This window comes from Hymenobacter sublimis, from assembly GCF_023101345.1.
Classification (GTDB): Bacteria; Bacteroidota; Bacteroidia; order Cytophagales; family Hymenobacteraceae; genus Hymenobacter; species Hymenobacter sublimis.
The window spans coordinates 2,279,341-2,306,232 of sequence record NZ_CP095848.1 but is presented as its reverse complement, the minus strand read 5'-3'; the positions used below and the strand labels follow the sequence as shown (position 1 = coordinate 2,306,232).

Here is a 26,892-nt window from a genome sequence, read left to right as displayed (position 1 = left end):
GCTGGCTTCCGCAATTGCTGGGGCATGTTGACTACCGGCTTACCCGGCCAGTCACTTACCAGTTCAACTGCTCCGCCCAGTGCCAGAGGGCGCTGCCCAGCGCCCAAGCTCCCCACACCAGCAGCCCGCCCACTACCAGTAGCACGAGCAGCACGCCCGCCAGCAGCCCTTTGCCGCTACCCTGGTACCGCCCCTCGGCGTAGTGGGCGCGCAGCAGGCGCACGTTCCGGTCGTTGGCTTTATAGGCGAAGTCGAAAATGTTGCCCAGCACCGGAATGGCCCCGATGACGGTGTCCAGCAGCACGTTTAGGGCCATCCGGATAACGAGGCTGCCGCTGGCCCCGTGGCGCATCATGGTCAGAATCAGCACCCCTGAAATAGCCAGGGAAGGCAGGCCCCCAACCACCGGAATCAGGCCCATAATGGGGTCGAGGCCGAAGCGCCAGGTAGTGCCGGGCACTCGGAACTGGCTGTCGAGCAGGTAGGAAATGCGCTCTACCCAGCGCAGGCGGTCATCTTGGTCGAAGGAGGTGGGAGTAGGCATCAGGCAGGAGCGGGGCCAGTGGGAAGGACTAGAGCGGCGGTAGTCATACGGCGGGAAGGCCGCCGTGGGTGCCCGCCCAGCTAACATCCGGCGACAAATGCGGTTGTGGCTGCGTACAACCTTACCAAGCTGCCTGCTCACCTACCACACGTTCCTTCCTATGAAAACCCGCACTCTGGGCCGCGCTGGCCTGCACGTTTCCGCCTTGGGCCTTGGCTGCATGGGCATGTCCGACTTTTACGGGCAGCGCGACGACGCCGAAAGCCAGCGTACCATTCACCGCGCCCTCGACCTGGGCGTGACTTTCTTTGACACGGCCGACATGTACGGCCCCTTCCTGAATGAGGAGCTGCTGGGCCGGGCCCTGCAGGGCCGCCGGGCGGGCGTGGTAGTCGCCACCAAATTCGGGATTCAGCGCGACCCCACGGACCCGGCCAAGCGCGGTATCAGTGGCCGCCCCGAGTACGTGAAAGCCGCTTGCGAAGCCAGCCTCAAGCGCCTAGGCACCGACTACATCGACCTGTACTACCAGCACCGCGTAGACCCCGCCACGCCCATTGAGGAAACCGTAGGGGCCATGGCGGAGCTAGTGCAAGAAGGAAAAGTGCGCTACCTGGGCCTCTCCGAAGCTGCCCCCGACACCCTGCGCCGGGCCCACCAAGTGCACCCCATCACGGCCCTGCAAACGGAATACTCGCTTTGGAGCCGGGAGCCGGAGGACAACATTCTGCCTACCTGCCGGGAGTTGGGCATTGGCTTCGTGCCCTACTCGCCCCTGGGCCGCGGTTTCCTGACCGGCCAGATTCAGCGCTTCGAGGACCTAGCCGAGGACGACTACCGCCGGTTTACCCCGCGCTTCCAGGGCGAAAATTTTCAGAAAAACCTGGACTTAGTAGCCCGTATCAAAGAAATGGCGGCCGAGAAAAGCTGCACGCCGGGGCAGCTGGCGCTGGCGTGGGTGCTGGCCCAGGGCGAGGATATTGTGCCGATTCCGGGTACCAAGCGCGTGCCTTACCTGGAAGAAAACGTAGGCGCGGCTGATATTCTACTTTCCTTGGAAGATCTGTCCCGCATCAATCAGCTAGTTCCGCCGCACATAGCGGCGGGGCAGCGCTACCCGGAGCAAATGATGCAATCAGTAAACGGCTGATGGCTGCGGCCGACCGTTCCGGCTGCGGCCCCACACCAGGGTAGCGGCAGCCGGAACAGTTGGCTGGGGCTTGCCACTAGCTGGGTCCGTAATCTGATTTCCTTTATATTGACAGAACTTCGGGCCAAGTTCCGCGCGCCAACTTACCTACCCCTACTGACACCTACGATACCACTAAAATGATCCGCATTGCACTGGCAGATGACCATGCCATTATCCGGGACGGAATTCGGGCATTACTGTCGGGCGAGGATGACCTGCAGGTGGTAGCAGAGGCCAGCAACGGCCGCCAGCTCCTGGCCCTGCTTCCTACTGTGGCAGTAGATGTGGTGCTGCTCGATATCAACATGCCCGACATGGACGGGTACGAAACCCTGCAACGACTGCGCAACGACTACCCCCAGGTGCACGTGCTCATGTTGTCCATGCTGAGCCACGAAGAGTACATTAACCGCATGCTGGAAGCCGGCGCCATGGGGTACGTACTCAAAAATGTTGGGAAGGCGGAAATGCACTTTGCCATTCGCACGGTGGCGGAGGGGCGACAGTTTTTGTGCACGGAGCTAGGAATTGAGTTGCTGCACAAGCTGTGTAGCCGGGGAGAGAAAGCTCCTGTGGAGGGCGAGAAAAAGGCTACCTGTACCTTGTCGCGGCGGGAAACGGAAGTGCTCCGACTAATCGGAGAGGGCTTTACTACCAGTGAAATAGCGGAAAAGCTGTTTACCAGCAAGCGCACCATTGAAACGCACCGCCAGAACATCATCGATAAAACGCAAGTGCGCAACACGGCGGCTCTCATCAAATTTGCCGTAACTCAGGGGTTGTTATAGTCACCCGGTAGGGGCGTAAAGCGTAGTGGCACTGCGAAAAATACGGAGGATAGAATCAGCATAAACCGTAGAAAAATAGAGTATTTGGGCGGAGAGGGGGAGGAAGCGGAAAATCTAGTTTTGAAAAGCCGCACTCCTCTCTCTTTCCAGTTAATGGCCTCCGACCAGTTTCTCATTTATAATGTATCCAGTAAAGGATGCGTAGGCCTACACCTGCGCGGGCAGATTGTTAGCGTTACCGATGCTGTTCGGCTGGAGCACGCCGTGGTGCAAGCCTTGCCGGCCGCCGGCGCCAAGCACATCTGGATTGACTGCCAGCAGCTGGGGCCGCTAACCTGCCAGGCCCAACGGGCCCTGTTGCGGGCTGACCGCCTAGCGTGGCAGGCGGGCATTACCCTGCATTGGTGCGACTTATCGTCGGCGGTGGTGGCCCAGCTCAGGGAGAGTGGCCTGCACTTGCTGCTGCACCTGGTGGCGAGCAGCCCCTGCCTGTGCCCCAGCAATTTGCTGGAGAAGGTAGCATAGCTTTTAGCTCGGTAGCACCTCCCATACCTACTAGCTTTAGCCGCTAACTGTCTGCCAATCAGCGGCGCATGGGGGGTAGCAAGTCAATCCAGCCGTCCTCACTAACGACAACAACCAGCACGGGGTAGCGGCTGCTTTCCACGTAGCGGAGCGCCGAGTTGTAGCGCGAGCCGCGGGAAGAGTCGCCCTTTTCCGTGGCTAGCCCGTCCAGAATGACGCCAATGGCGTAGCAGGTGCCCGCCGGATCAATGAGCACGGCCCCGTCGATGTTAGTGACTAGGCGCAAAACCGAAGGCGTCATCAGGCGGGGCGACACTCGAAAGCACTGCCGCGTGAGGCGGGCCGCTTCCTGGGCTGCTCCCTCCGAAATCACCAGAATGGTGCCATTGGCCTGGGCGGTTGCCCTGAGAGTCAGCTCCCAGAGGTAGGCCGCGCCGGCCGCATCAACCCCGGGAAACACGCGCCGCAGGGCTACCCCAAAGTTGATTTCATCAACTGTGCCCTGGGGTAGGCGGGGCGTGTTCGACACAACTTTCATCATCACGTGCTCGTCGTGGCTAAGCTCCCAGCTGTAGTGCTTGGTAAAGTGCACCGTGAACAAGGGCTCATACTGCGGGTCGGTGGGCTCCACTAGGTAGCCCAGCCCGAACACGTCGGAGGCATCGGTGAGCAGGGCGTTGCGGTCCTCGCTCAGTTCCAGTAGCTTGCGCACCCGGCGGTAGTCGCGCAGCGGTATCGGCGACTCCAGGGTCATGATGGGTACTACGGAAGGGTGGTTACGCCGGGAAATCAGCATGGTGCCCACGCCTTCGTCGCCTTCGTGGCGCAGGGCCGCAATACCGTTGCAGGCATCATAGAGGCCGTGTGAGCCGGCCGCGGCCCGCAGCATAAACCGGCGACCGGCCGCGCGCAGCACTTCGTTATAGTCCCGGTCGAGCACGGGCCGGTCGTCGTCCGTGTCTGACTCGCGCAGGGCCCGGGAGGCATCCTGCAGAAACTCCAGCACGGTAGCGGCCAGCAGCGAGGCCGGCCGGGTAGGGCCCGCCGGGCCGGGTAAGGCGTAGTAGCTGGTGTATACCTCCGCCGAAAGCTGGAGCACCACAATCACAAGGTAGCCGCCCACGCTCACCGGTAAGGAGCAGAAGTTTACCCGGTCTTCCTCCCGCAGGCCTACTAAGTCGTTGAGGGAGTGTTCCGTGGCTCGCCGCAACAGCTCGTACCAGCGGTGCTTTTCAAACCGGTCGTGGTCCAGGGGGTGCAGGTGGTACACTACCTCCCGGGGGCCATCGGGCTCCAGGGCAGCAGCCCGGGCCTTGATGGCGGCAAAGTCGTGGGGGCGGTAGCGGTGCGAGGAAGGCTCCACTACAATAGCCTCCGGCTCAGAGGTTTCGCGCGCCGAGGCAATTCCTAACAGAAATACTTCTGGCTTAAGACTACGGTCGAGCAGATTAAAGATACCATCGGCCGAGAGCTGGGCCGAAACGCGGAACAGACTTTGGTTTTCCCACATAGGGAGGGCGAGGAGTGGGCGAAAGAAAGCGCAAAGGTGGAAGTACGAGAAATTCCGACGAAGGATGGACTCACTGGCCAAATACCGGCACATTTTCACAACTTTCTGGCCCCGCCGGTGGTTGCCTTACTGCCCGCAGTATCAGCCGGACTTGTCAGCCAGCGGAAAGCGGTGTATCTTCCAGAAGTTCCACGCCTTCGCTCCGCTGTGCTATGTTCGTAGATCTACTGATAGGCGGTATTTTCGCCATGTCGCTGCTGCCGCTCACTACCGGCTACTGCGCCTATAGCTATGGCCGGTCGTTCTGGCTGTGGTTTGCCCTGGGGGTCTTTCTACCCATTGTCTCCTACTTCATCCTGTTTGCCCTAATCCTGCGCCAGCAGCTCGACCACGGCCAGCGCCTGCTCACCGAGGCCAAAGCCATTCTGGCCGAAGCCGAAGAGGCCGAGCGGGTGCAGCGGGAAGAACGATAAAGCGGCGGAAGCAGCGTAGCAGATCTAGCTGCCCGCCCAAGCCACACGTAACAAACAAAACATAAGCCCTTCTCTCCGCGCTGGAGGGAAGGGCTTGTTACGTTTTCGGGGGTATCATCTGGCCAGGCCGGCTGGCATCGTCCGGCTTCCTTGCATACCACAATTTTATAAACTCACCGGGGCACCTAGCCACTGGGCCAGGCCGCGGGCTGCCCAGGCCCCGGTGCTAAAGCAACCCTGCAGCAGATAGCCACCCGTAGGCGCTTCCCAATCCAGCATTTCGCCGGCCACGAAGGTGCCGGGCCGGCGACGCAGCATCAGGTGCTCATCTACTTCGGGCCACGCCACGCCGCCCGCGGTACTAATGGCCTCATCCAGGGGGCGCAAGCCGCTGACGGGGATGGGGAGGCTGGTGAGCAGCCGGGCCAGTTCGGAGGGTGCAACAGGCAGTTCTGGCGGGCCTACCTCCCGGAGCAAAGTTGGGATGGGGGGCTTGAGCTTCAGGGCATCGGCCAGGAAAGACGCCAGGGACTTGCCCGGTCGCCGGCCCGCTAACTTGCTCAGGAGCTGGGCTGTGGGCAGCTCGGGCTTGAGGTTAAGCTGAAGGGTAGCCTGTCCGTCTGCTGCCAGCGCCGCCCGCAGGGCCGGCGTGAGGGCGTATACCGGCGTGCCTTCCAGGCCGTACTCCGTGAGCATGAGCTCCCCGCGTACCGTGTGATCGGCGCAGCGCAGGGCAATGTTCTTGAGCGGTTGCCGGCCCACCTTCTCCCGGAAAAAAGCCGACCATGCTACCTCCGCCCCGCAGTTGCTGGGTTCGAAGGGCACGGTTTGCACCCCAATTTCCTCGAAAGCGGCGGTCCAGCGGCCGTCGGAGCCGGTTTTGGTCCAGCTGGCTCCGCCCAGGGCCAGCAGGGTAGCAGCGGGGTACACTACCGTTTCCTGGGCTGCGGCCTCATCGAGCACTCGCAGCCCCGTTTGTGCGGCAAAGCCCAACCAGCGGTGACGGGTTTTCAGCTCGACGCCGAGCGTGCGCAGATGCTCCAGCCAGGCGCGCAGCAGGTGGGCGGGCTTGTGCTCTTCCAGCGGAAACACCCGGCCACTGGTGCCCACAAAGGTGCCAATGCCCAGGCTGTGGGCCCAAGCGCGCAGCTCCGCGGCGGAAAAGTGCTGAAAGTAACGTGCAAATTCGGGCTGACGAGCGGCGTAGCGGGCCGCAAAGGGGGCGGCCGGCTCTCCGTTGGTGAGGTTGAAGCCGCCGTGGCCGGCCACTAGAAACTTGCGCCCCATGGTAGCCTGAGCCTCGTACACCGTTACGCGGTGGCCGGCTTCGGCCAGGTGCTGGGCGGCCAGCAGCCCGGCCGGGCCCCCACCAACCACTGCCACCCACGTCGCCCCGGAATCAGAAGTACTAGCCATGCGGCAAAGGTAGAGCGCAACTTGCAGTAGGCGGTTGCTACCCAAAACTCCAGCGGTGCGGCCGGACTGGTTTGGCCCGCGCCCTACCGCTCTACACCAAACTATCGGTTTATCGAAACGACTAAAGCATCGGTATGCAGTTCTGGGTTGCCGGGCAGTGCCGGTACGCCGCTGGCGGGTTAGTTCTCGCTTTCCTTGATGAGCTGGCGGCGGTAATTGGCCAGGATGGTAGACTTCAGCAGAAAACCCATGTACCGGTCTTCGGGGCTGAGGACGGGCAGGGCCCAGGCCCCTAGCTGCTCCATGCACCGCAACGTGTCCAGCAAGGTATCATCGGGGCGGACGATGGCGGGCGGGTCGCTCATCAGGTCCCGGACGCGGGTTGTATTGTAGTGCTCATCGTCGAAGAGGGCGTCGCGCACCGTATCCAGGCTGATGATGCCGTGCAAATGCCCCGCGGAATCGACGACCGGAAACAGGTTGCGCGTGGCGTGGCGGAAGGTCTGCACCAGCTCGCCCAGGGTGTCCTCGGGGTGCACGGGCAGGAAATCGGTTTGCACCTGGGAGGCCACGTCGAGCTGGGCCAGCAGGCCCCGGTCCCGGTCCTGGTTCACGTACACGCCCTTCTGCACCAGCTTGCGCGTGTACACTGAGTAGGGCTCAAAGTAGCGGGTAATGAGGTAGGAACCGGACGTCACCACCATCAGGGGCACGAACAAGGCGTAGCCGCCCGTAATTTCGGCAATAAGGAAGATACCAGTCAGGGGCGCGTGCACCACGCCGGCCAGCGTGCCGGCCATGCCCAGCACAATAAAGTGCACTTCGGAAATAGGGTAGAGGCCGCTCATATTAATCAGGCGTGCAAACACGAAGCCGCACAGCGCCCCCGCAAACAGCGAGGAACCGAACATGCCCCCGTTGCCCCCGGAGCCAATAGTAATGCTGGTCGCCACCACTTTCAGCAGCATACTGCCGGCCGCTACCAGCAGCACCAGCCACACACTTTGGTCGTGAAAAACATCGAACAGGGAGCCGTCCACCAGTTGGTCGGAGTGCCCGCCCAGCAGCAGCTGCACAATGTTGTAGCCCTCACCGTACAGGGGCGGAAACAGAAACACCAGTCCGCCCAACGCCAGCCCGCCCAGCACTACCTTGCGGAACGTGCCCGGCAGCTGCTCGAAGTACTTATCGGCCCAGAAATACACCCGAATCATGTATACCGACAGCAGGGCCGTAAACACGGCCAGCATCAGGTAGAGGGGCACCGCATCCACGGGCCAGGAGGTGGTAATGAGCACGAAGGGCTGACCCGCGTACAGGGCTTTGGAAACCACCGTGGCCGTGGCTGAAGAAATAAGCAAGGGTACGAAATACGCCGCCGACAGCTCCGAGAGGATCACTTCAACGGCGAACAACACCCCGGCAATGGGGGAGTTAAAGATGGCCGCTACCCCCGCGGCGGCCCCGCACCCCGTGAGCAGGCGCCGCTCCCGCCGACCAATACGCAGCACCCGGGAGGTGTTGGAGCCAATGGCCGAGCCCGTCACGGAAATAGGTGCCTCCAACCCCGCCGAGCCCCCAAACGTGACCGTCAGAAACGACGATACGAGTTGGGAATACAGCTTACTGCGGGGCACCACACTACCCTGCCGGGCAATGTTATAAATGATGGGCCCAATGCCTCGCCCCAGGTTGCCATCGAGGAAATACCGGGTAAACAGCACCGTGAGGGCAATGCCAATAATGGGGTAGAGGGAGCTGGAAAATACCTGATACTGCGCCGGCACCCAGGCATTCAGCACCTTTTGGGAGTCGTGAACCAGGGTTTTGAGCACTACCGCCGCCATGCCTGCTAGCAACCCCACCACCATGCTGACCAGAATCAGGTACACCCGGTCGCTGATGTGGCGCAGGCGCCATAACAGCAAAGGGCGTAACAGCCGATGGACGGTGCTTTTAGGCATAGGCAAAGATGGTGAAATTGTGAGTTAGTGAGTAGTGAGATAGTGAAATGGTGAGTAGTGAGTGAGTAAGTTAAAAGGCCCGTCATCCTGAGCGTAGCGAAGACCTTCTCGCATTAGAAGGATTCGTTGTGACGATTCTCGTTCGGGTGTGATAAGGTCCTTCGCAAGGCTCAGGATGACAGGTGTTTTTTAAGCCCACTCACCATTTCACCATCTCACTATCTCGCCACTTACTGCCCTAGCCCAGGCACGCCCAGCCCAGCCCCGAGCAGCTCTTGCTTGACTTCCTGCATGATGCGGCTTTTGAGCTGCAACACCCCGCGGCGGTAATCCTCGGAGTCGGCCCAGAAGTACACGCGCAGGTCGGCGGTAGTGGGGGTCGCCTTTTCTAGGTTGATGTAGGGCTCCCGCGGGGCCTGCTGAATGTCGGAGATGGTGCGCAGGTACTGCAGAATCAAGTTGATGGCCACATCGGGCGTGACATCGGGGCCCAGCTCCACGCTCACCAGAAAATCCTGGCGCAGGTTACCGTCGCGGGTGTAGTTGATCAGCGGCTCCTTGAGCACCATGGAGTTGGGCAGGAAAATGTGCTTGCCATCGAAGGTGCGCATAAGGGTAGTGCGCAGGTTCAGGCCCTCCACGTGCCCAATCAGGTCCTTAATTTGAACGGTGTCGTTGATATGAAAAGGACGGTTGAAGGCTAGGATGACGCCGGCCAGGAAGTTCTCGGCAATGTCCTTGAAGGCAAAGCCCACAATAAACGCCGACACGCCCGCCGCCCCAATCAGGCTCCCGACTACCCCCGTGAACCCGAGAATGTTCAGGGCTATCATCAGGCCCAGCAGCACCATGGCCCACTTGCTGAGCTGGGCCAGGAAGTTGGGCAGCAGCGGGTCGTGGGAGCGGCGGCGCAGGCGCCCACCGAGCAAGGTACTGACCCGGTTGGCAATGGACACGGCCGCTACCAGCAGCACAATGGCTATCAGCAGTTTGGGCAGTAGAAACAAAAACTGCTGCCAGTAGGCCGACAAAACGCGGTGAAGATCCTGAATCATATGGGTAAGAAAAGCTACGCCCTGCGGGCTAAAACAGAAGCCCCGCGACCAAAAGGCCGTCGGGGCTAGGAAGTTATTATACGAGCAGAAGTAGAGCTGAGGTTAGGCCGGCGTGGTGTCGGGGCGGTTCATCCAGCGCCAGAACACCAGTCCGCCCAGGGTGTAGGCCACCACATCGAGCGGATCGGCCACCATGTTCCGGTTAAACCGAGGCATGACTACCTCAAACCACACCGCAACCACCACCCAACTGGCCACAATCCAGGAAAGGGGCAGCACAAAGCTTGGGCGGCGAAAGTAAAACCGGCGCATCAGCCACAACACCATGGTCAGTTGCAGCGGCAAGTCTAGCAAGTCAGCCAGGTGGGAGTTGACGAAGGCAGGCAGGTGCCAGAAGGGCCAGTAGCGGTTAATGCACGCAAAGACGTACAGGCCCGTCCCGAGCACAAATAAGGGGTGACGCAGTTCGGCGGGCAGCCTCATCCGGCCAGCGCCGTTACCAGCCAAATCATAAAGGCCATGAGGGCAGCAAAGGCTAGCTGCCCACCCCGAATCAGGTATTTCAGCCCCCGCACTAGGGCGCCATCCTCCGGCTTTATTTCTATGAGCATCAGGGAGGAAACCGGCTGCTCCGACAGGCGCTGCCGCGCTTCGTCACTGGCCACGCGGTAGGGCTCCAAGGCCTGCCCGCAGTGCTGGCACTGGTCGGTGGGCTGTTGCTGCCACTCGGTCCAGCGGCCGCAGTGCGGGCATTTTTTGGTGGCCGTCGTCATGCCAAAGCGAGTTACAGCTCCATGATATCCTCGTTCCAGAGCGTAGGCTCGTCGCGGATAAAGTCCTGCATCATCTGCACGCACTCGGGCAGGTTCAGAATCTCCACCTCCACGCCGTGCGACTCCAGAAACGCCTGGGACTCGCCGAAGGTCTGGGCCTCGCCCACTACTACCTTCGGAATCTTGAACTGCACAATGGTGCCGGCGCACATGTAGCAGGGCATCAGGGTGGTATAGAGGACCGTGTCGCGGTAGGTGCGCTGGCGGCCGGCGTTGCGTAGGGCGTCCATTTCGCCGTGGGCAATGGGGTCCAGCTCCTGCACGCGCTTGTTGTGCCCGCGGCTCACAATTTCCTCGCCCCGGCGCAGCACCGAGCCAATGGGAATACCGCCTTCTTTCCGGCCCTGAAGCGCCTCCTCGATGGCCGCCTGCATGAATTTGTCCATGGGTTGAATAATCATAGGTATGAGGCCGCAAGGTAGGGCGTAATTGCCCCAAGTTGCGTACTAGCGCTAGTTCCCCTCCTTGGAAAGGAGGGGCTAGGAGTGGTTGACTCGTTGAACAGTTTCTAAGGTGAGTTGCCAGTTATTGTTCTGGTATCATCAACCACCCCTAACCCCTCCTCCGCGGAGGAGGGGAACTAGACTTTAGCCCTAGTACGCAACAATGGGTCGTTACCGGGCGCAGATGCCGCGGTAGGGGCAGTACTGGCACTTCTCCAGGTCGTCGGTTTTGCGGATGGGCTCCTCGGGGTCGAGGATGCGGTTGACGAGCTGGCTCAGGAGCTGCTCGCTGTGCTGCACGAAATCTTGGTTATCAGCCGTCAGAAAGCTCATATCCGCGGACATGGGGCCGGCCCCGAGGTTGCGCAGGGAAATGATGGCGGCATCGGCGGCGGGGCGGCCGCCCTGGGCCAGCAGGAAGCGGTAAAGCCAGAGCTGACGCACCTTGTCGGCGGCGGGCGTGGCGTCGGTGAGCAGGCGCTGCACAGCGTCGGCGGGGCCTTCGCCGCGCTTGAGCAGTTGCAGGTGGTACTTCTCTACCATGCCGGTTTTGTAGTCAACCACCCGCAGGCGGCCGTCGGGGAGTTGGTCTACGCGGTCAGCAAAACCGACCAAACTCACGGGCAGTTTTTCGCCGGTAGGCAGGGGCACGTACACGGTGGTTTGCAGGGCTTCTTCCTGGCTCTGGATGAGCAGCGGCAAGGCGTCGGGTTGTTCGAGCAGGCTTTCCAGGTAGCGGCGCACTAGCTGGCTGGCTACCTGCCCCAGCACGTGGTTTAGGCCTTCGTCGGCGCGGGCGTGGCGGCCGTCTTCCTCGCGGCGCAACGCCTTGGCTACCATGATGGGCGCCAGCTTCACGAGACCCGTAATATCTTGAGCCGTAACGGGTTGCTTGTTCTGCTGAAACGGACCGAACAACTCCTCCAGCGCCTCGTGCACTACCGTACCAAACCCGTCGGGACCCAGGGCTTCTTCTACCTCGTCGTTTTCGCGGAAATGGGCTACCCGTTGGAAGTAAAACTGCAGGGAACAGTTTAGATACTGGTTCAGGCCGGTGGGCGAGAGGCCTTTGGTTAGCACGTCGCGCAGGGCCAGCAGCATGCCGGTATCTTTCTCCAGCACTAGGTCGGGCGCATCTTTGGAGCTGGTAGCTATTGGCGGTTGGCGGGTAGCCTGCGTTGACGCAGCAACGGATTTTCCTGAACTGTCGCTAGCCGCTGCCTCCGACGTGACGGTCAAGTCGCGCAGGACCAGGCCGGGGTTTTGCACGGCTAGGTCGTTTTCAATCTGGAGCAGAAAGCGGCTTCGCTCCCCGGTGCGGGTGCCCTCGGCCCCGGGCAGAATGTGGAGCAGATCTACTTGGCGGGCCCGCTGCAGGAGGCGCCAGAACTGGTGGGCCGTGGCGGCTTCGTGGTCGGCGTAGGTAGGGAGCTGGAACGTGGTCAGCACGTCGTAGGGAAACAAAGAACTGTGGCGCTTGGGGGCCGGCAGCACATTCTCGTTGCAGCTCAGAATGATGATGTGGTCGAAGTCGAGGGCCCGGGTTTCCAGCAAGCCCATTACCTGCACGTCGGCAATGGGCTCGCCGCTGAAAGGCAGGCGCGTGGCCTTCATCTGCTCGTACAAAAACCGCCGGAAGGAGCGCACCGACAGCCGCTGTTCCCGGCAGTCGAACACCGAATCCAGGCGCTTCACCAGGGTGAAAAATAGGTAGAGGTACTCCGCCTCAATGGCCGAATGCTGGTCCTGATACGCCTGTTTGAGCAGGTTGATGAGGGTGTAGCAGGCCGCAATAATATCGTCGCAGTTGTTCCAGGTAGCAAATAGGGCCTCAATCAGCTCGTGGCCGCGGCCTAACTCCACCAGTTCTTCGGCGGGCAGCAGCACGGCGTGGCGCTTTACAATGGCCCGGCACACCTGGTCGAGCAGGCCATGATACCGGGCATCCTCTTGCTTATCGAGCCAGTGCTGGTAGCGGCGCAGAAACGGGTGCTGCAGCAGTTTGCTCACGGCCAGATGGTGGTAGCGCGGGATGCCGTAGCCAGTTTCCGGGGAGCCTTCCCGCACGCCCGTCAGGTGCACCTCAAACAGCAAATCCACTAGGTTAAACAGGGGCGTGCTCTGGAAATTAAGGCCCATGGTAACGTTATATTCCGGCACGGCATCCAGGGGTAGGCCGTGCAGGACCGGCAGCAGCAGGGTTTCGTCGGGCAGCACCACGGCTACTTTGGCGGTGGGGTTCAGCCTCCGGGACTCGGCCAGTAATTGCCCCGCCACCTTGCCCTGCATGGAGGCATTGGCCACGCCCACGAAGCGTACCTCCCGGGGCAGTCCGCGCAGTAGCTCGGCCGGGCCGCCGAAGTTCTCCCAAGGCAAATCGAACAGCTCCTGGTACTCGCGCAGGTGCTGGCCGGCCCGGTTGGGCGAGTTGCGTTCCAGGTAAAAGGCATCGGCATCGAAAAACACTTCCGCCCGCCGGGCCTTGCGCAGCAACCGAATTAACTTTTCCTCGGCCTTCGAGAGCAAGCCCAGGCCAATGAACACGTGCTGGGGCAGGGTTTCCTCCTTTTCCAGCCGATCTTGCACCCGGTTCACGGCCAGGCGGTAGGAAAGGCCGGGGTAGGCCAAATGGGTCTGCTCCATGCGGCGGCGCAGGCGGCGGTACACCTTTTCCAGATCGTCCCAGAAGCGGAAATAAGCGGCCGTGGTGCTTTGCGCGGCTGGCTCGGCCCCCAGCTCCCAACGTTCCAGGGCCTTGGCCTGACTCAGATATTCGAACACCTTTTTGGGCGAGGCCAGGTTTTGGTCGAGGCTAGAGAAGTCCTGCAGCAGCAACCCCGACCAGCCCACGAACTGGTCGAAGTCCAACTTGGGGTCAATGTCGCGCAGAATTTCGAACAGCAAGAGCTGCAGGGCAATGGGCTCCTCAACCTGCACGCCGGCCAGCTCCACCATGTAGTCCTCCATGGCCGCAATGCGCGGGCTCCAGACGGCCTGCCCCGCCTCGGCGGCCAGGCTCAGCTCGTTCTGCAGGTACACCACGGCCCGGCGGGTGGGCACCACCACCACCAAATCCGACAGGTCGCCCGAGGGGCCATATTTCGCCACCAACTCCCGAGCCATGCGCGTGAGAAAGGGCGTGGTATCGGGGTGGGCCGTGACGGGGGCGAGGGAAGCAGGGGCGGAGGCAGTAACCATATGGTAGTAAAGATAACGCTAGCGAGGGTGGAAACTGCTTTCTGTGTGATTCCAGATGCTACCTTCGCAAGGCATTCTCGCTAGTTACTCTTGCCCAATGTTGCCTGATTTTCCGCAGCTTTTCGTAGCTCGTCGCTGCTATCTGGTTTCTCTGGTTACTAGCCTCCTGATTGGTTGCCAGCCCTCATCGCCCGCCGAGCAAGTTGCCACTCCACCTCCCGTACTGGACTCCGTACAACTAGCGGTAATTCCGGTCCCGACGGCGCCTGATACGGTGGACTGGTTAAATAGAAGTCTGCCCGGTAAGGCCACCACCGACACTACCTTCCGCCTCAACGGGCAACTCTACCGCCTGCGCTTGAGCGCCACCACCGACTCGGCCCGCATGCTGCGCATTGCCACTGGTGGCATTGTGGGGGAAGCCCTGGCCGCCGACAGCAACTTTGCCCGCAACCGGCTGGTAACCGGGCCCGCGGGCCGCTACCAGATTGTGCTGACCACGGCCGCGGGCCAGCCGATTATGCGCAAGGAGTTTCAGAAGCCAGATTTTTACCCGGTCGTCGGGGCCGATATTGTGGTGGTGAGCGAGCCAACCCCGCCCCGGTTTCTGGGCTACTACCCGGAGGTAGGCGGGCTGGCCTTCTGGCAGGAAATCGGGATTCCGGGCAGCGACGTGGGCACGTACGTGTTTTACCTGCTAGACTTGCAGGGTAGGGTGCGGGGGATGTCCGCCGGCAATGAGTTCGGGGAGGGTCGCGCCGACTGCGACCCGCTGCCCGCCCCCCGCGGCGGCGCCCTGCTTACCTGCGGCCAGCTGCTGCGGGCGGGCCAGCCGCCGCTGCCCCTGCAAAAGCCCCACGCCGACCTAGTGCTGGCCCGCTTCCTCTCCGATACTACCGTGTTGACCATCTACCAGTACGGCGAGTATAAGGTAACCACCGACAGCCTGGGCCACCCCGAGAGCATGGAGTGGCAGGTGCCGCCGCGCCTGCGTAACCAGCCCAACGCCTTCGTGCTGAACCTGCGCGGGCAGCCTGTGGCCCGGTTTCGCTACACCGGCTTTGCCAGCGCCCTGGGCTACACCGTACCGCGCGCCTACCTGCCCGCCACCCGCACCTACTACCTGCTGGACGAGGAGCAGCGCGCCCTCCGGCTGCTGGAGCAGGCAAGTCCGGCGGCCACGCGGGAAGTAAAATTCGGGCAGATGAGCCCCTTCCGGCCGCCGCGCAAGCCGGCGGAAGCGCGCCTGGTGCTGGACGCGGAGGAGAGCCGCTACGAGTTTTACGTTGATAAAAGCCAGCCGAGCCGCATCCGGTACCGCCGGCGGCCCCTGCCGGGGTAGGCGTGGGAAGGCAAGCTCCTCCTTAACCCAAACCCCTGCTGAGCACGTACCCCGTAGCAAACCTTCACTACCTGCTACTTCTTTCCAATGGATCCTACCCAACTCAGCCTTGAACTCCGGCACGGCCAGAGCCCCGACCTTAAACGCCGCCGCTGGATTATTGGCCTCTCCATGCTCGGTGTGGCCGCCGGCCAGATGGTGAGCCTTTACCAAACCGGCATCATCAAGCACCTGCCCGACCCACCGCTGGACGTATTTGACTCCGACAAAGTGGACGCCTCAGACTACGCCTACAAGCGTATGGACACGCCCGACGCGCTACCCATGATTGTTACCTATGGCATTACGGCCAGTCTGGCCGGAGCCGGGGGCCTGCACCGGGCCAGCCAGCAGCCCCTGCTGCCGGTAGCCATGGGGGTAAAAACCTTATTCGACTCGCTGACGACCGTGAAGCTGGGCCGCGAAGAGTGGCAGGAGAACAAGGCCTTGTGCTTCTACTGCCAGGTAGCCACCGTCGCATCTTTCGCCTCGTTGGCTCTGGCCTTGCCTGAAGCTATCAAAGGCGCCAAAAAGCTGCTGGGTCGGCGGTAGCCGCTCGCATACCTTCCACGAAAAAGCCCACGCTGCTATAGTGTGGGCTTTTTTTGTGGAAGGTATGGTAGTACGTTGATGCTCAGTGTCCGGCGTTTACTAGTGGCTCAGCTGCTTCCTGTTGCTGGGGGCCGGGCGCTACGTAGGTGGCCAGGGAGCGGGCTAACAGCAGCAGGCTCACCAAAATCAGGGCCGCTCCTAGCAGGAAGGGGGCACCCGGGAAGTAAACCGGGGCGCTGGCGCCGGTGTAGTATGAAAACAGATTGGTCATCAGGGGCGGGCCCACAATGGAAGTCAGGCTCATCAGGCTGGTAAGCGCCCCTTGCAGCTCCCCCTGTTGGTTGGGCGGCACCTGACCGGAAATAATGCCCTGCAAGGCCGGCCCGGCAATACCCCCGAGGCAGTAGGGCACCAGAAAGGCAAACATCATCCAGCCCTTGGAGGCAAAGGCAAACAGCACAAAGCCCACGGCATACAGCAGCATTCCTAGAAATACGGAGCGCTTTGGCCCCAGCACCGGGTTGATCCGCCGAATTAGTACGCCCTGCACAAGAGCAACCAGCGCCCCCAGTGCCCCCAACGAGTACCCAACCCAGGCTTCAGTCCACTGAAACTTCTCGATTACGTAGTACGACCAAGTAGACTGCGTGGCGTGGGCTGCCACGTAAAGCAGCAGCAAGGAGGCCACTAGCCCGGTAATAACGGGGTAGCGCCGCAAGAGCTGCAAAGAGCCGATGGGGTTGGCCCGGGCCCATTCGAACGGCCGGCGCTTCTCCAGGGGTAGCGACTCGGGCAGGACAAAGTAGCCGTACACCACATTCAGCAGGGTAATACCGGCCGCCGCCAAAAACGGCACCTGATGGCCGTACTTACCCAGAATACCCCCCAGCGCCGGCCCGATGATGAAACCCAGCCCGAAGGCCGCCCCAATCATGCCAAAATTCTGGGCCCGCTCCTCGGGGGCTGATATATCGGCAATATATGCGGAGGCCGTGGTGAAGCTGGCTCCCATTACACCGGCAATCAGGCGGCCGGCAAACAGCCAGCCGATGCTGGGTGCAAAGGCCACCAGCAGGTAATCGAGCCCAAACCCGAGCAGGGAAAGTAGCAGCACGGGTCGGCGGCCAAACCGGTCGCTGAGGTTACCCATCACCGGCGAGAACAGGAACTGCATGACGGCAAAAGCAAACACCAGCCAGCCGCCTACCCGGGCCGCGTCGCTGATGGTGCCACCCGTCAGGTTGCGGATAAGCGCCGGAATTACCGGCACAATAATGCCAATGCCGATGACATCCAGCAGCAGCGTCAGGAAAATAAAGCCAAGCGCGGCCTTGCGGGGAGCAGCCATAAGAGGGGAGAGGTAGGTAGTGGCAACCGTAAAGGTAGAAGCATCCGGATATCTCAACGCTGAAAATACGCGGCTTAGGCTCAATACTCCCAACTTCGGGCACCAAACCCTAACTCCACGCGAAGCCTAGGGTAGTGCCAGCCACCCTACCTAGAAAACAACGACCTCCTGCGTGTCAAAGTAGTACAGCACGCACTGCACCTCCTCGTAGCCCAACTGCCGGAATAGGCCGGCGTAGCGCTGCAGGGGTAGGCGGTGGCGGGGCTCGGGCGGAGGAAGCTTAAAGTCGATGAGCGTAACGCGCCGGCCGGTCGCTTCGAACACGATACGGTCGGGCTTGTAATCCTGTTTGCGGGTGCCGCCCACGAGAATTTCGCGCTCGGCTTCGGCCTCTACCTGGGGGCTGAAATAGTGAGCCATCTGCGGGTGCTCGGTTACCTCGTGCAGGCGGCGCAGCAATTCCGCCCGCTCCCGCGTGCTCACGAGTCCTTCGGCTACCAACTGGGCCGCTACTCGGTCTACTTCCGCGGCTCGCTTCACCCGGCGCAGGGCGTAGTGCAGCTTGCGGTTCCATTCCCGCTGGGTTTGCTGCGCATCGAAATCAAAAACCGTGTTGGCGTGGCGCTTCAGGCGCAGGCGCTCTTCCCAGGGCGTGCTGGTTAGGTTGTGCAAGGGGAGGTCGTGGGCGGTGGCGCGAGGGGCGTGGCGTTGGGTAGGCACGTAGCCGTGGGCATCGGCTAGCACGTAGGCCATTTGCTCATCGTCCCACTGCATGGTGCTGGTGAGGTAGCGGTGCAACAGCTCCGCCACGGTTTTAGCCGGCTCCAGGGAGGCGGGTGCTTCGCCGTCCTTGGCAGCCTTCACCGGCCGGGGCTTGCGGCTGATGGCGTACAGGCGGTGGCGCGGCCGGGTGAAGGCCACGTACAGCATATTCAACCCTTCTAGAAAGGTTTTCTCGACTTCTTCGGTGTACTGCTCGGCCAGGGGCGTGTGCAAGAGGGCTTGGGTTTGGGGCAGCACCGCCACGGCGGGCATGCTGGCCAGCGGCTTACGGTCCGTATCGGTTAGCCGGCCCCAGAGTAGGGTGCCCATGTACGGCCGCAACGACCAGTCGGCGAACGGCACAATAACTACGCCGTAGGCTAGCCCCTTGGCCTTGTGCACGGTAGTAATGGTAATGGCGTCGCGGCCGGCGGGGGCGTTGATGCTCAGGCTGCTTTTGCGCTGGTCCCAGTAAGTGAGGAAGTTGTTGAGGTTGTTGCCAAAGCGCAAGCTGTACTCCAGGGTAAGATCCAGGAACCGAAACAGGTACTCCTGCTCCGCTACCCGGTGCAGCAGCCCAAACAGGCCAATCAGCCGCTCCGTTAGCTCATACAGGCCTAAGTTGCCGGTTTCCCGCTCTTGCACATCGTAGCCCAGCTCCCGCAGCTCATCAAAGAAGGGCTGCGCTGACTCGCCATTGGCCAGCTCGGCCCAGCGGCGGGCCCGCTCGGGGGTTGGGTCCTGGCCACGCACTACCCGGTCCATGAGCAGCAGGGCTTCGGCCCGGGCCAGGGTGTCGGCGGGCTGGTTCAGCACCCGAAACAAGGCCACCAGCAGGTTTACTACCTCCGCAAACTCCAGGGAAAGGGAGTCGGCCGAAATAATATCGTAGCCCCGCTCCTTCAGAAACTTGGCTACTCGGCGGCTTTGGTCGCGGCGGCGGCAGAGCACAGCTACCTCCTGGAGGCGGAAGCCATCGGCCACGGCTTTCTCAACTAGCTGCAGGGTCAGGTAAAGGGTGCTTTCGGTGTAGTCCAGGGTGTGCCCCGTCAGGTAGCCCGGCAGCAGCTCCGGCGTGTAGGTGCCCAGGGCTGCATCATAGCGGCAGGCGGGGGCTTCGTCCTCGGTAAACAGCAGCTCGACGTGGCCGGCCTCACCCCCCCGGCCCCCCTCTCCCGTGGAGAGGGGGGAGCCTGACAAGTTCGGCAGCGCAGCCGTTTCGGCTTCCGCCTCAACAGCTGCTACCGGGGAGCGTGAGGTAGAGGTTAGGGATGATACGTGCTGCTGGATGGTCAGAAGCACGTGGGGTAGGTGGTGAAGCACCTCATCGTTGTGGAAGCGTAGCACATGGTAGCCTAGCTCGGTAAGCTCGTGGGTGCGGCCGGCGTCATGTTCGGCCTGGCCGGTTTCTCGGTGCACGTCGCCGTCTACCTCTATAATCAGCTGCGCCTCTACGCAAACAAAATCCACGATGAACGTACCGATGACGTGTTGCCGCCGAAACTTCACGCCCAACTGGTTATTGCCTAACGCCTGCCACAGCGCATCTTCGGCCGCCGTCGGGTTAGAGCGCATTTCCCGCGAGTGCGCCACCGTTTTGTCCCCCGCCTGGGCATCCGCCGTGAACACGAACTCTCCCACCGTGCCTTCTCCCGGAGTTTCTACTCCTGCTGGCTCACTTGAGTCGAAAGCAGTTCCTGAGGCGAAAGCCGACGGGGCTGCAGAACGACCCTGCGTCAGGCTCCCCTTCTCCCTGGGAGAAGGGGCCGGGGGGTGAGGTCCCCGTTGCACAAAATCTGCGTCGTAAATGTCTTGCACCAGTGGCAGGGAGGCGTGGGTTGCGCTGATGTGGGTGAAGAAGCGGTTGTTGAAGTCGATGATGGCCGGAGCCGAGCGGAAGTTGGTGTTCAGGTTGGCCGCTTCCAGACTCTGGTCTAGGGTTAGGTAGCGGTCGGCCAGCAACTCACGCAGCTCTTCATCGGTGGCCTTATTATAGAGGTGCTGCGTCTGGTTTTGGTAGAGGCGCAGAATCTGCTCCATTTCGCCCCCGCGCCAGCGGTAAATGGCCTGCTTGGCGTCGCCCACGGCCAGGCTGAGGTTGCCCCCGGCCACGGCGTTTTCCACCAGGGGCAGCAGGTTGTTCCACTGCAGCACCGAGGTGTCCTGGAACTCATCAATGAGTAGGTGCAGGTACCGCTCGCCCATGCGTTCGTACAGGAAAGGCACCGGCTCGCGCAGCACAATCTGGGCAATGCGGCGGTTGAACTCGGCAATGAGCACCACGCCCCGGTCGCGGCTCAACTGGTCCACCGACTTGCTCAACTCGCTCAGCAGGCTTACCTGGAAGAGGTAGGGCAGCATGCCGGTTACCAGTAGGTAGTCGGGCAGCAGGGTAGCGCGCAGCTTTTCCACCAGCTCGTAGGCGGCCAGCAGGGCCGGTTTCACGGCGTCCACGCGGGCCTTGTCCGGGGCGGTTTTGACTTTACTGCTGTACCATTTGTCCTGCTCCACGGTGGCCCGTACGTAGGTATTGGCCTCTTTATCAGCTTGCAAACGCTCCTCCCACTTGGTGAGGTAGCCCAGCAGCCCGCTCCGCCCCTGGTACAGGTCGGAGTCGGCCACCCCGGCCGTATCCACGGCCTCCTGGGCTACCTGAGCTACCTGCCGGAAGGCGTCCTCAATTTCGGCTTTGCGCTGGCGCAGGGCTTCGTGTAAGCGACGGTAGTCCTGCATGCTCAGCTTCTGGAGCTGCTCCACGGCCTCATGCACCGGCTCGCTGAGCAAAAACTGCCCGAAGTCCACCAGCTCGGCGGGTAGGTTGTTCCAGCTGCGGCCCTCGTCGGCCTTGCTGAGGGCAAAGTCAGAGATGGTGCGGGAGAGCAAGGCTGCGTTCGGGTCCCGATTGACGCGGTCCAGCAGCAAGGCTACGGCGCTTTGCAGCACGGTCGCGCTGTCCAACTCCACCTCAAACGTAGCGGGCAGTCCCAGCTCCCGGGTAAAGGCCGTGACGATGCGCTGCACAAAGGAGTCAATGGTGCTGACGGCAAAATCGGCGTAGTGGTAGAGCACCAGCCGAAACGTGCGGCCAGCCCGTTCCCGCAGCACCCGCTGCCGCTCCTCGGGGGTAGGCAGGTAAGCCAGCGCTCCTTCAGCAGCCAACTCCTCGGCAATTTCGGTTAGCAGCGAATCGGTTTCGCCCTCCGGTAGCTGAGCAAACCGTCGCAGGGCCCCAATGATGCGCTCCTTCATTTCGCCGGCCGCGTCGTTGGTAAACGTAATGGCCAGAATCCGCTTGAAGTAGGCGGCCTCATCGGTACCCAGAGCCAGCTTCAGGTATTCCTTAGTAAGCTGGTAGGTTTTGCCGGAGCCGGCAGAAGAGGAGTAAATGCGGAAAGTGGCGGGCATTGGGAAGAGGAAAAGCGGATATGCTACTGCACAGCAGTTAAATGGGTACGCCTGTTCATTAAAGTACTAAAGGTGCTGCTGGCGGTGTTAAAATCTACAACACCAACTCTTACACCGGCCCCCACAGCCGCGCCACCACGTCTGGCTCTATCCGTACGGGCCGCTTGGTGGCGGGGTCCAGCAGTACCCACTGGGTTTCCGCCTCGCAGAGTAGCTTGCTATCCGCGGCCCGCTCAATGCGCACGAAGCGCTGGCACTGGGCCCCGCGTACTTCTCCAATCCAGGTGGTGCAGCGCAACTGCTCGCCCAGCAGGGCCGGGTGGCGGTACTGAATACGGTGTTCCCGTACCACCCAGATGTAGTGTTCCCGCTCGCCGGGTGGGTAGGCCGTGAGCCAGTGCGCCCCGGCCGTATCCTGCACCCAGCGCACGTACTGCACATTGTTAGCGTGGTTTAGCTCGTCGATGTCCGCGGGCTGAACCGTCAGGAGGCGGGAGAAGCGAAAAGCGGGCGTCTCGGGTGTTTCCATGAGCGTAAAGGTACCACCGCAGGGAGCAATCAACCCCGCGCTGGCAGAAGGTTGCAATAAATTCAACAAGAGAATTTGGGGTAGTAATTAGTATTAATTATCTGAAAAACAGAACGTTATTAAGAATAAGTAGTGGTTGAGCTTAGCGCAGATTCTTTGTAGTGTATGCATATGAGGTATTCCACATCTAAAATATCCGTGTATATTTGAGCACATTAAGAAAACGCGGTTTCACCGTCCTGTTGAGTACTTCCATCCGGGAGGGAAAGCAGAGTTGAGTGCGCTTTCCGAAAAAAACATCCATCATCACCAGTACCATGCAGACAGGAACTGTAAAATTCTTCAACGAAACCAAAGGTTTCGGCTTTATCAAAGTTGACGAAACCGGCGAGGACGTATTCGTGCACGTAACCGAGTGCATCGACGAAATCCGCGACAAAGACAAAGTGGAATTTGAAATTGCTCAAGGCCGCAAAGGCCCGAACGCCGTGAAAGTGAAACTGGCGTAGTCCTTTATCCTTCTCGGATAGCTTTAAAAAAGCAGGCTCCTGACGAGCCTGCTTTTTTTGTGCCTACCCGCCGCAGCTCCAAGCCCTGCCCCATGTGGGTTGCCGTGAGGGAACAAGCCTACAGACAATAGCTAGAGCAAGAATGCTATTTTCATTATTTCTGCGTATCTTTGCACCCGCATTTGAGAACGGCCACGTTCCGCGCAGCTTGTGAGCTGCCTTTAAGAAACCTGTTGGGCCGGCTTTGTCTTCCGTCCGTTGCTTCCGTCACTTGTCGTTGTGTTGAGTGGGAGAGAAGAGCGTCGCTGAATCCGCTGTTTTCAGAGCTACAGTCTCCACTCCATCAACACAGACATGGAAAACGAAAAGGAAAAAATGAAATTCAGTGAGCTGACCCTCTCTGAAGAAATGCAGCGTGCCATTACCGAGGTAGGGTACGAGGAAGCTTCGCCGATTCAGGCGGGCGCTATTCCCGTGCTGCTCGCTGGCCGCGACGTAATTGGGCAGGCCCAGACCGGTACCGGTAAAACCGCCGCCTTCTCCATCCCCGCCATTGAGCTGATTGACACGGACTCCCGCGAAGTGCAGGCCCTGGTGCTGTGCCCTACCCGCGAGCTGGCCGTGCAGGTTTCCGGCGAAATCCAGAAGCTGGGCAAGTATAAGCGGGGTCTGGCCGTAGTACCAATTTACGGTGGCTCCAGCTACGACCGGCAGTTCCGCGCCCTGGAGCGCGGCGTGCAGATCGTCATTGGTACGCCCGGCCGCGTCATGGACCACATTGAGCGCGGTACCCTGAAATTGGACAACTGCAAGATGATCATCCTCGATGAGGCCGACGAAATGCTCGACATGGGCTTCCGCGACGACATCGAGACGGTGCTCAAGAAGATGCCCGAGCAGCGCCAGACGGTGTTTTTCTCGGCTACCATGAGCAAGCCCATCATGGAGATGACCAAGCGCTACCAAACGGAGCCGCAGATCGTGAAGGTAAACCATCAGGAAATGACGGTTACCAACATTGAGCAGAGCTACTTTGAAGTGCGCGGCCCTCAGAAAAAGGACGTACTGACCCGTCTGATCGACATGTACAACATCAAGTCGGGCATCGTCTTCGCGAACACGAAGCGCATGGTTGACGAGATTGTGGGCGACTTGCAAGCTAAAGGCTACTTTGCCGAAGGTTTGCACGGCGACATGGGCCAGCAGCAGCGCCAGAACACCCTGGACAAATTCCGCAAAGGCACCCTGGAAATCCTCGTGGCCACCGACGTAGCCGCCCGCGGCATCGACGTGGACAACGTGGAGGTAGTGGTAAACTACGACCTGCCCGCCGACGAGGAATACTACGTGCACCGCATCGGCCGCACAGGCCGCGCTGGTAAGCAAGGCAAGGCTTTCACCTTCGTGAGCGGCCGCGACATCTACAAGCTGCGCGACATCATGCGCTTCACCAAGGCCACCATCAAGCAGGAGCGTGTGCCTTCGTTTGAAGATGTATCGGAGGTGAAAACTACCCTGATGCTCAACTCCATTAAGGAGGTCATTGACAAGGGTAACCTGGATAAGTACATTGCCCGCGTGCAGCGCCTGATCGACCAGGATCAGGAGGATGGCGTAACGTCTTTGGGCGTGGCCGCGGCCCTGCTGAAAATGACGATGAAAGAGGACAAGCGCGCTCAGGAAAGCCTCGACGCTAGCCGCACCCAGGGTGCAGCCCGCCCCGGCTTCACGCGCCTGTTCGTCACGATGGGCAAAAAGGACCGCCTGCACCCCCGCGACATCGTAGACCTGATTGCTGAAAATACTAGCCTCACGGCCGGTAAGGTAGGCGACATTGCGCTGTACGATAAGTTCAGCTTCGTGGAAGTACCGAATGAGTTCGTGGAAGAAGTTGTAACCCAGTTGGGTCGCAGCACCATTCAGGGCCGGCCGGTAGCCTTCAACATTGCTACCCCCCGTCAGGAAGGTGATGCCCAGCAAGAGGGCGGCAACCGCGGCGGCTTCGGCGGCGAGCGTCCTCGTCGGGGCCCGGGTGGCTTCGGCGGCGGTGAGCGTCGGGAGGGCGGCTTCGGTGGTAACCGGGGCGGCGGCAGCTATGGCGGCAACCGCGGCGGCGGCTCCTACGGGGGCGGCGAGCGTCGGGAAGGCGGTTTCGGCGGCAACCGGAGCGGTGGTTCCTACGGGGGCAACCGGGGCGGCGGCTCTTACGGCGGCGACCGTCGGGAGGGTGGCTCTTACGGTGGCAACCGGGGTGGCGGCAGCTACGGCGGCGGCTACAAGGGCAAGCGCGACAACGGCGGCTTCGACGAATAGTCGAGCTTAGCTAGCAGTTACACACTAGTAGCGAAACTATGATAACCAAAAAGGCCACTCAGTAGAGTGGCCTTTTTGGTTGGTGCTTGGTTAGACGATTAGGTAGACTGTGTAGCAGCGTGCTATACGCTACCCGAGCCTATGCTTGTACTATTTTGACGAGTCGCGAAGGGCGCGCATTTCATCGTGGCCTTGGGTTACGCCAGCTGCTTGCTTGGCAATAAGGGCCTGCAATTCACTGGGGATGCCCTGCAGCTTCTGGGCTGTTTCGTAGGCCTTCTTGGCGTAGTCTTCGCCCCGCTCACACTCAGCCAGAATGCTGTGGCGGTCTTTGCCGGTTATCAAGCCCTTCAGGTTAATGAAGGCCCGGTGTACGGTACCCGTAATAGAGGATTCCTCTTCCGGATGCAGGTTCAGCTTGTGCATCTGATCTTCTAACTCCGTGATGTACTCGGAGCGCTGAGCAGCATATTTCTTGAAAATCTGCTTCAGATCAGCGTCCTCCACGTCGGTCATAGCTTCAGCATAACCGCGCTGACCATCTTTTAGGGTTTCCAGAAGTTCGTTGAGTCCGGCTTGAAGGGTTTTAGCGTCCATGAGGAGAGTAGATTTGGGTGTTGGGAAAGATAGTTGTGCCTTTCTTTACTGATAGAACCCAAATCAAGTTGCAATAAGTACTAAAATGAGCCGCGCAGCCTCCAACCTTACGCTGCCAAATAAGTAGGTAGGGGCCAAGCGCAACCAGCAATACGGCGGTCAGCAAAGCACACCCCTTTAGTAGCTAACAACAGCTAGTATAGCTGTTCTGGTAGCATGAGCGTGCCACTAGGAAGTAGCTCACCCCCTTTGCTTCGCTAGTAAAAGCACAATCTAGGTGAATGTCAGTACTAAGTGTGTGCTGACTACAGGGTGCTCATAGCCCGCCCGGCCAGGTAGCCGGTAGTCCAAGCCGCCTGAAAATTGAAGCCGCCGGTAATGCCGTCAATGTCAAGTACTTCGCCGGCAAAGTGCAGCCCAGGTACGCGGCGACTTTCCATGGTTTGCATGTTGATTTCGCCCAGCGTGATGCCTCCGCAGGTGACGAACTCGTCTTTGTAGGTGGTTTTGCCGCGCACGGGTAGGGCCGTGCGGAGCAGGCCCTCAATGAGGCGGTTCTGGAGTTTGGCGGGCAGCTCGTTCCAGCGGGTTTCCAGGCCCACACCAGCCTGCTCCGTGAGTGTGCGCCACAAGCGTTGGGGTAGGCCGAACAAGGGGTTGCTCGCTACTACCTTCTTGCCGTGCAGCTCCCGAAACTCTACCAAGTACTGGCGCAGCGTATCCTCCGTGTGGTCGGGAATCCAGTTGATAAGGGTGGTACTTTGGTACTGCAGCTCGTGCAGGCGGCGGGCGCCCCAGGCCGAAAGCTTAAGTACAGCCGGCCCGCTCACGCCCCAGTGCGTAACCAGCACCGGGCCTTCATATTCCAGCTTTTCGCCGCTCACGCGCACCCGGGCCCGGGGCACGCTCACGCCCGGCAGCTCGCGCAGCGGGGAGTTGGGCACGTTGAAGGTAAACAAGCTGGGCACCGGTTCCTGCACCGTGTGGCCCAGTTGCCGCAGCCACTCATACTGCTCAGCTTTGGGAGCGCCGCCAGTAGCAACTAGCAGCCGCATCACGGGAAGCGTTTGGGCATAAGCCCCAGTTAGCGTTAACTCGAAGCCGCCCGCGGACAACTGCGTAATACGCTCGGCGGTAGTTTGCAGGAGTATTTCGACCCCGGCCCGCCGGGCCGCTTCCAGCAGGCACTGGGCAATGGTTTCCGATGAGTCGGTGGCGGGAAACATGCGGCCATCGGGCTCGGTTTTGAGACGCACGCCGCGCCGTTCAAACCAGCGGACCGTATCCAGGGCTCCGAACTGCTTAAAGGCCTCTTTAAGTTGTTTGGCCCCGCGGGGATAGTGCTGCACCAGTTGGGCAGCCGTGTCGGCGGCGTGGGTCACGTTGCAGCGCCCCCCACCCGAAATTCGGACCTTACTGAGCAGTTTGGAGGTTTTTTCAATCAGCACTACCCGCAGGCTGGGGTTGGCCTCGGCACAGGCAATAGCACCAAAAAAACCGGCTGCTCCGCCCCCTAGCACGGCCACTGTACGCTTCGCTACATTCACGGTGCAAA

The 26,892-nt window shown here is 60.8% G+C and carries 22 protein-coding genes; 8 read left to right on the top strand and 14 right to left on the bottom strand.

Translation table 11 applies throughout. From position 1 onward, the window contains the following. Positions 1-55 precede the first annotated feature (55 nt). The gene (locus MWH26_RS09710; protein ID WP_244696413.1) at positions 56-544 is read right to left on the bottom strand and encodes a DUF4112 domain-containing protein; all 489 of its coding nucleotides are present in this window, start codon (positions 542-544) and stop codon (positions 56-58) included. Positions 545-704: 160 nt separating this feature from the next. Here MWH26_RS09710 and MWH26_RS09705 point away from each other — a divergent pair, with 160 nt between their 5' ends. The 3 genes from MWH26_RS09705 (at position 705) to MWH26_RS09695 (ending at position 3,049) form a co-directional block, all read left to right on the top strand. Continuing rightward, positions 705-1,694 (top strand): aldo/keto reductase, encoded by a 990-nt coding sequence (locus MWH26_RS09705; RefSeq protein WP_247977047.1) that lies wholly within the window; start codon positions 705-707, stop codon positions 1,692-1,694. Between the two features lie 179 nt (positions 1,695-1,873). Beyond that, entirely contained in the window at positions 1,874-2,524 is a 651-nt protein-coding gene (locus MWH26_RS09700; RefSeq protein WP_247977046.1) for a response regulator transcription factor, read from the top strand. A gap of 153 nt (positions 2,525-2,677) precedes the next feature. Beyond that, the gene (locus MWH26_RS09695) at positions 2,678-3,049 is read left to right on the top strand and encodes a hypothetical protein (protein WP_247977045.1); all 372 of its coding nucleotides are present in this window, start codon (positions 2,678-2,680) and stop codon (positions 3,047-3,049) included. Between the two features lie 58 nt (positions 3,050-3,107). Here the strand turns inward: MWH26_RS09695 and MWH26_RS09690 are convergent, their stop codons facing one another. After that, positions 3,108-4,559: a DNA integrity scanning protein DisA nucleotide-binding domain protein gene (locus MWH26_RS09690; protein WP_244696408.1), complete on the bottom strand. Its 1,452-nt coding sequence runs from the start codon at positions 4,557-4,559 to the stop codon at positions 3,108-3,110. Between the two features lie 212 nt (positions 4,560-4,771). On the opposite strand from MWH26_RS09690, the gene MWH26_RS09685 reads away from it, so the two are divergent. Continuing rightward, on the top strand, positions 4,772-5,032 hold the full coding sequence (locus tag MWH26_RS09685) for a hypothetical protein (protein WP_244696407.1): 261 nt from the start codon (positions 4,772-4,774) through the stop codon (positions 5,030-5,032). 165 nt (positions 5,033-5,197) lie between these two features. On the opposite strand, the gene MWH26_RS09680 is transcribed toward MWH26_RS09685, so the two are convergent. From MWH26_RS09680 to MWH26_RS09650, 7 genes are all read right to left on the bottom strand, one after another. Further along, on the bottom strand, positions 5,198-6,448 hold the full coding sequence (locus MWH26_RS09680; RefSeq protein ID WP_247977044.1) for a BaiN/RdsA family NAD(P)/FAD-dependent oxidoreductase: 1,251 nt from the start codon (positions 6,446-6,448) through the stop codon (positions 5,198-5,200). Between the two features lie 179 nt (positions 6,449-6,627). Continuing rightward, a complete protein-coding gene (locus tag MWH26_RS09675) occupies positions 6,628-8,412 on the bottom strand; it encodes a chloride channel protein (RefSeq protein ID WP_247977043.1) in 1,785 nt (594 codons plus the stop codon). Between the two features lie 230 nt (positions 8,413-8,642). Beyond that, entirely contained in the window at positions 8,643-9,467 is an 825-nt protein-coding gene (locus MWH26_RS09670) for a mechanosensitive ion channel family protein (RefSeq protein ID WP_244696403.1), read from the bottom strand. 102 nt (positions 9,468-9,569) lie between these two features. Beyond that, positions 9,570-9,950, bottom strand: a complete 381-nt coding sequence (locus MWH26_RS09665; protein ID WP_244696402.1) for a hypothetical protein — start codon at positions 9,948-9,950, stop codon at positions 9,570-9,572. Next, positions 9,947-10,240 carry a hypothetical protein gene (locus MWH26_RS09660; protein ID WP_244696401.1) on the bottom strand — a complete coding sequence of 98 codons (294 nt, stop codon included), beginning with the start codon at positions 10,238-10,240 and terminating at the stop codon, positions 9,947-9,949. The genes MWH26_RS09665 and MWH26_RS09660 overlap by 4 nt, the downstream gene beginning before the upstream one ends. Positions 10,241-10,251: 11 nt before the next feature. After that, complete coding sequence (locus MWH26_RS09655) at positions 10,252-10,686, bottom strand: nucleoside deaminase (RefSeq protein ID WP_244698598.1); 435 nt, start codon at positions 10,684-10,686, stop codon at positions 10,252-10,254. Positions 10,687-10,914: 228 nt separating this feature from the next. Further along, positions 10,915-13,941, bottom strand: coding sequence for a PD-(D/E)XK nuclease family protein (locus MWH26_RS09650; RefSeq protein WP_247977042.1), 3,027 nt, complete (start codon positions 13,939-13,941; stop codon positions 10,915-10,917). A 97-nt stretch (positions 13,942-14,038) separates the two neighbouring features. Between MWH26_RS09650 and MWH26_RS09645 the strand changes: the two genes are divergently transcribed. Both MWH26_RS09645 and MWH26_RS09640 read left to right on the top strand, forming a co-directional pair. Next, positions 14,039-15,283, top strand: coding sequence for a hypothetical protein (locus MWH26_RS09645; RefSeq protein ID WP_247977041.1), 1,245 nt, complete (start codon positions 14,039-14,041; stop codon positions 15,281-15,283). A gap of 87 nt (positions 15,284-15,370) precedes the next feature. Next, positions 15,371-15,874 (top strand): vitamin K epoxide reductase family protein, encoded by a 504-nt coding sequence (locus MWH26_RS09640; RefSeq protein ID WP_244696397.1) that lies wholly within the window; start codon positions 15,371-15,373, stop codon positions 15,872-15,874. Between the two features lie 82 nt (positions 15,875-15,956). On the opposite strand, the gene MWH26_RS09635 is transcribed toward MWH26_RS09640, so the two are convergent. From MWH26_RS09635 to MWH26_RS09625, 3 genes are all read right to left on the bottom strand, one after another. Beyond that, positions 15,957-17,222, bottom strand: coding sequence for a TCR/Tet family MFS transporter (locus MWH26_RS09635; RefSeq protein ID WP_247977040.1), 1,266 nt, complete (start codon positions 17,220-17,222; stop codon positions 15,957-15,959). A gap of 150 nt (positions 17,223-17,372) precedes the next feature. Then, on the bottom strand, positions 17,373-21,389 hold the full coding sequence (locus MWH26_RS09630; RefSeq protein WP_247977039.1) for a UvrD-helicase domain-containing protein: 4,017 nt from the start codon (positions 21,387-21,389) through the stop codon (positions 17,373-17,375). A 109-nt stretch (positions 21,390-21,498) separates the two neighbouring features. Further along, positions 21,499-21,918 carry an acyl-CoA thioesterase gene (locus MWH26_RS09625; protein WP_244696393.1) on the bottom strand — a complete coding sequence of 140 codons (420 nt, stop codon included), beginning with the start codon at positions 21,916-21,918 and terminating at the stop codon, positions 21,499-21,501. 317 nt (positions 21,919-22,235) lie between these two features. Here MWH26_RS09625 and MWH26_RS09620 point away from each other — a divergent pair, with 317 nt between their 5' ends. After that, the gene (locus tag MWH26_RS09620; protein ID WP_110980085.1) at positions 22,236-22,427 is read left to right on the top strand and encodes a cold-shock protein; all 192 of its coding nucleotides are present in this window, start codon (positions 22,236-22,238) and stop codon (positions 22,425-22,427) included. A gap of 354 nt (positions 22,428-22,781) precedes the next feature. Beyond that, positions 22,782-24,740, top strand: coding sequence for a DEAD/DEAH box helicase (locus MWH26_RS09615; protein WP_247977038.1), 1,959 nt, complete (start codon positions 22,782-22,784; stop codon positions 24,738-24,740). 150 nt (positions 24,741-24,890) lie between these two features. On the opposite strand, the gene MWH26_RS09610 is transcribed toward MWH26_RS09615, so the two are convergent. Together MWH26_RS09610 and MWH26_RS09605 are read right to left on the bottom strand one after the other, a co-directional pair. Then, positions 24,891-25,337, bottom strand: a complete 447-nt coding sequence (locus MWH26_RS09610; protein WP_188559014.1) for a PA2169 family four-helix-bundle protein — start codon at positions 25,335-25,337, stop codon at positions 24,891-24,893. 305 nt (positions 25,338-25,642) lie between these two features. Continuing rightward, positions 25,643-26,884 carry a BaiN/RdsA family NAD(P)/FAD-dependent oxidoreductase gene (locus MWH26_RS09605; protein WP_247977037.1) on the bottom strand — a complete coding sequence of 414 codons (1,242 nt, stop codon included), beginning with the start codon at positions 26,882-26,884 and terminating at the stop codon, positions 25,643-25,645. Positions 26,885-26,892: the final 8 nt, after the last annotated feature.

Coding starts and splice junctions, on each gene's coding strand:
- MWH26_RS09710 (WP_244696413.1), bottom strand. CDS start 544: ATGCCTACTCCCACCTCCTTCGACCAAGATGACCGCCTGCGCTGGGTA.
- MWH26_RS09705 (WP_247977047.1), top strand. CDS start 705: ATGAAAACCCGCACTCTGGGCCGCGCTGGCCTGCACGTTTCCGCCTTG.
- MWH26_RS09700 (WP_247977046.1), top strand. CDS start 1,874: ATGATCCGCATTGCACTGGCAGATGACCATGCCATTATCCGGGACGGA.
- MWH26_RS09695 (WP_247977045.1), top strand. CDS start 2,678: ATGGCCTCCGACCAGTTTCTCATTTATAATGTATCCAGTAAAGGATGC.
- MWH26_RS09690 (WP_244696408.1), bottom strand. CDS start 4,559: ATGTGGGAAAACCAAAGTCTGTTCCGCGTTTCGGCCCAGCTCTCGGCC.
- MWH26_RS09685 (WP_244696407.1), top strand. CDS start 4,772: ATGTTCGTAGATCTACTGATAGGCGGTATTTTCGCCATGTCGCTGCTG.
- MWH26_RS09680 (WP_247977044.1), bottom strand. CDS start 6,448: ATGGCTAGTACTTCTGATTCCGGGGCGACGTGGGTGGCAGTGGTTGGT.
- MWH26_RS09675 (WP_247977043.1), bottom strand. CDS start 8,412: ATGCCTAAAAGCACCGTCCATCGGCTGTTACGCCCTTTGCTGTTATGG.
- MWH26_RS09670 (WP_244696403.1), bottom strand. CDS start 9,467: ATGATTCAGGATCTTCACCGCGTTTTGTCGGCCTACTGGCAGCAGTTT.
- MWH26_RS09665 (WP_244696402.1), bottom strand. CDS start 9,950: ATGAGGCTGCCCGCCGAACTGCGTCACCCCTTATTTGTGCTCGGGACG.
- MWH26_RS09660 (WP_244696401.1), bottom strand. CDS start 10,240: ATGACGACGGCCACCAAAAAATGCCCGCACTGCGGCCGCTGGACCGAG.
- MWH26_RS09655 (WP_244698598.1), bottom strand. CDS start 10,686: ATGGACAAATTCATGCAGGCGGCCATCGAGGAGGCGCTTCAGGGCCGG.
- MWH26_RS09650 (WP_247977042.1), bottom strand. CDS start 13,941: ATGGTTACTGCCTCCGCCCCTGCTTCCCTCGCCCCCGTCACGGCCCAC.
- MWH26_RS09645 (WP_247977041.1), top strand. CDS start 14,039: ATGTTGCCTGATTTTCCGCAGCTTTTCGTAGCTCGTCGCTGCTATCTG.
- MWH26_RS09640 (WP_244696397.1), top strand. CDS start 15,371: ATGGATCCTACCCAACTCAGCCTTGAACTCCGGCACGGCCAGAGCCCC.
- MWH26_RS09635 (WP_247977040.1), bottom strand. CDS start 17,222: ATGGCTGCTCCCCGCAAGGCCGCGCTTGGCTTTATTTTCCTGACGCTG.
- MWH26_RS09630 (WP_247977039.1), bottom strand. CDS start 21,389: ATGCCCGCCACTTTCCGCATTTACTCCTCTTCTGCCGGCTCCGGCAAA.
- MWH26_RS09625 (WP_244696393.1), bottom strand. CDS start 21,918: ATGGAAACACCCGAGACGCCCGCTTTTCGCTTCTCCCGCCTCCTGACG.
- MWH26_RS09620 (WP_110980085.1), top strand. CDS start 22,236: ATGCAGACAGGAACTGTAAAATTCTTCAACGAAACCAAAGGTTTCGGC.
- MWH26_RS09615 (WP_247977038.1), top strand. CDS start 22,782: ATGGAAAACGAAAAGGAAAAAATGAAATTCAGTGAGCTGACCCTCTCT.
- MWH26_RS09610 (WP_188559014.1), bottom strand. CDS start 25,337: ATGGACGCTAAAACCCTTCAAGCCGGACTCAACGAACTTCTGGAAACC.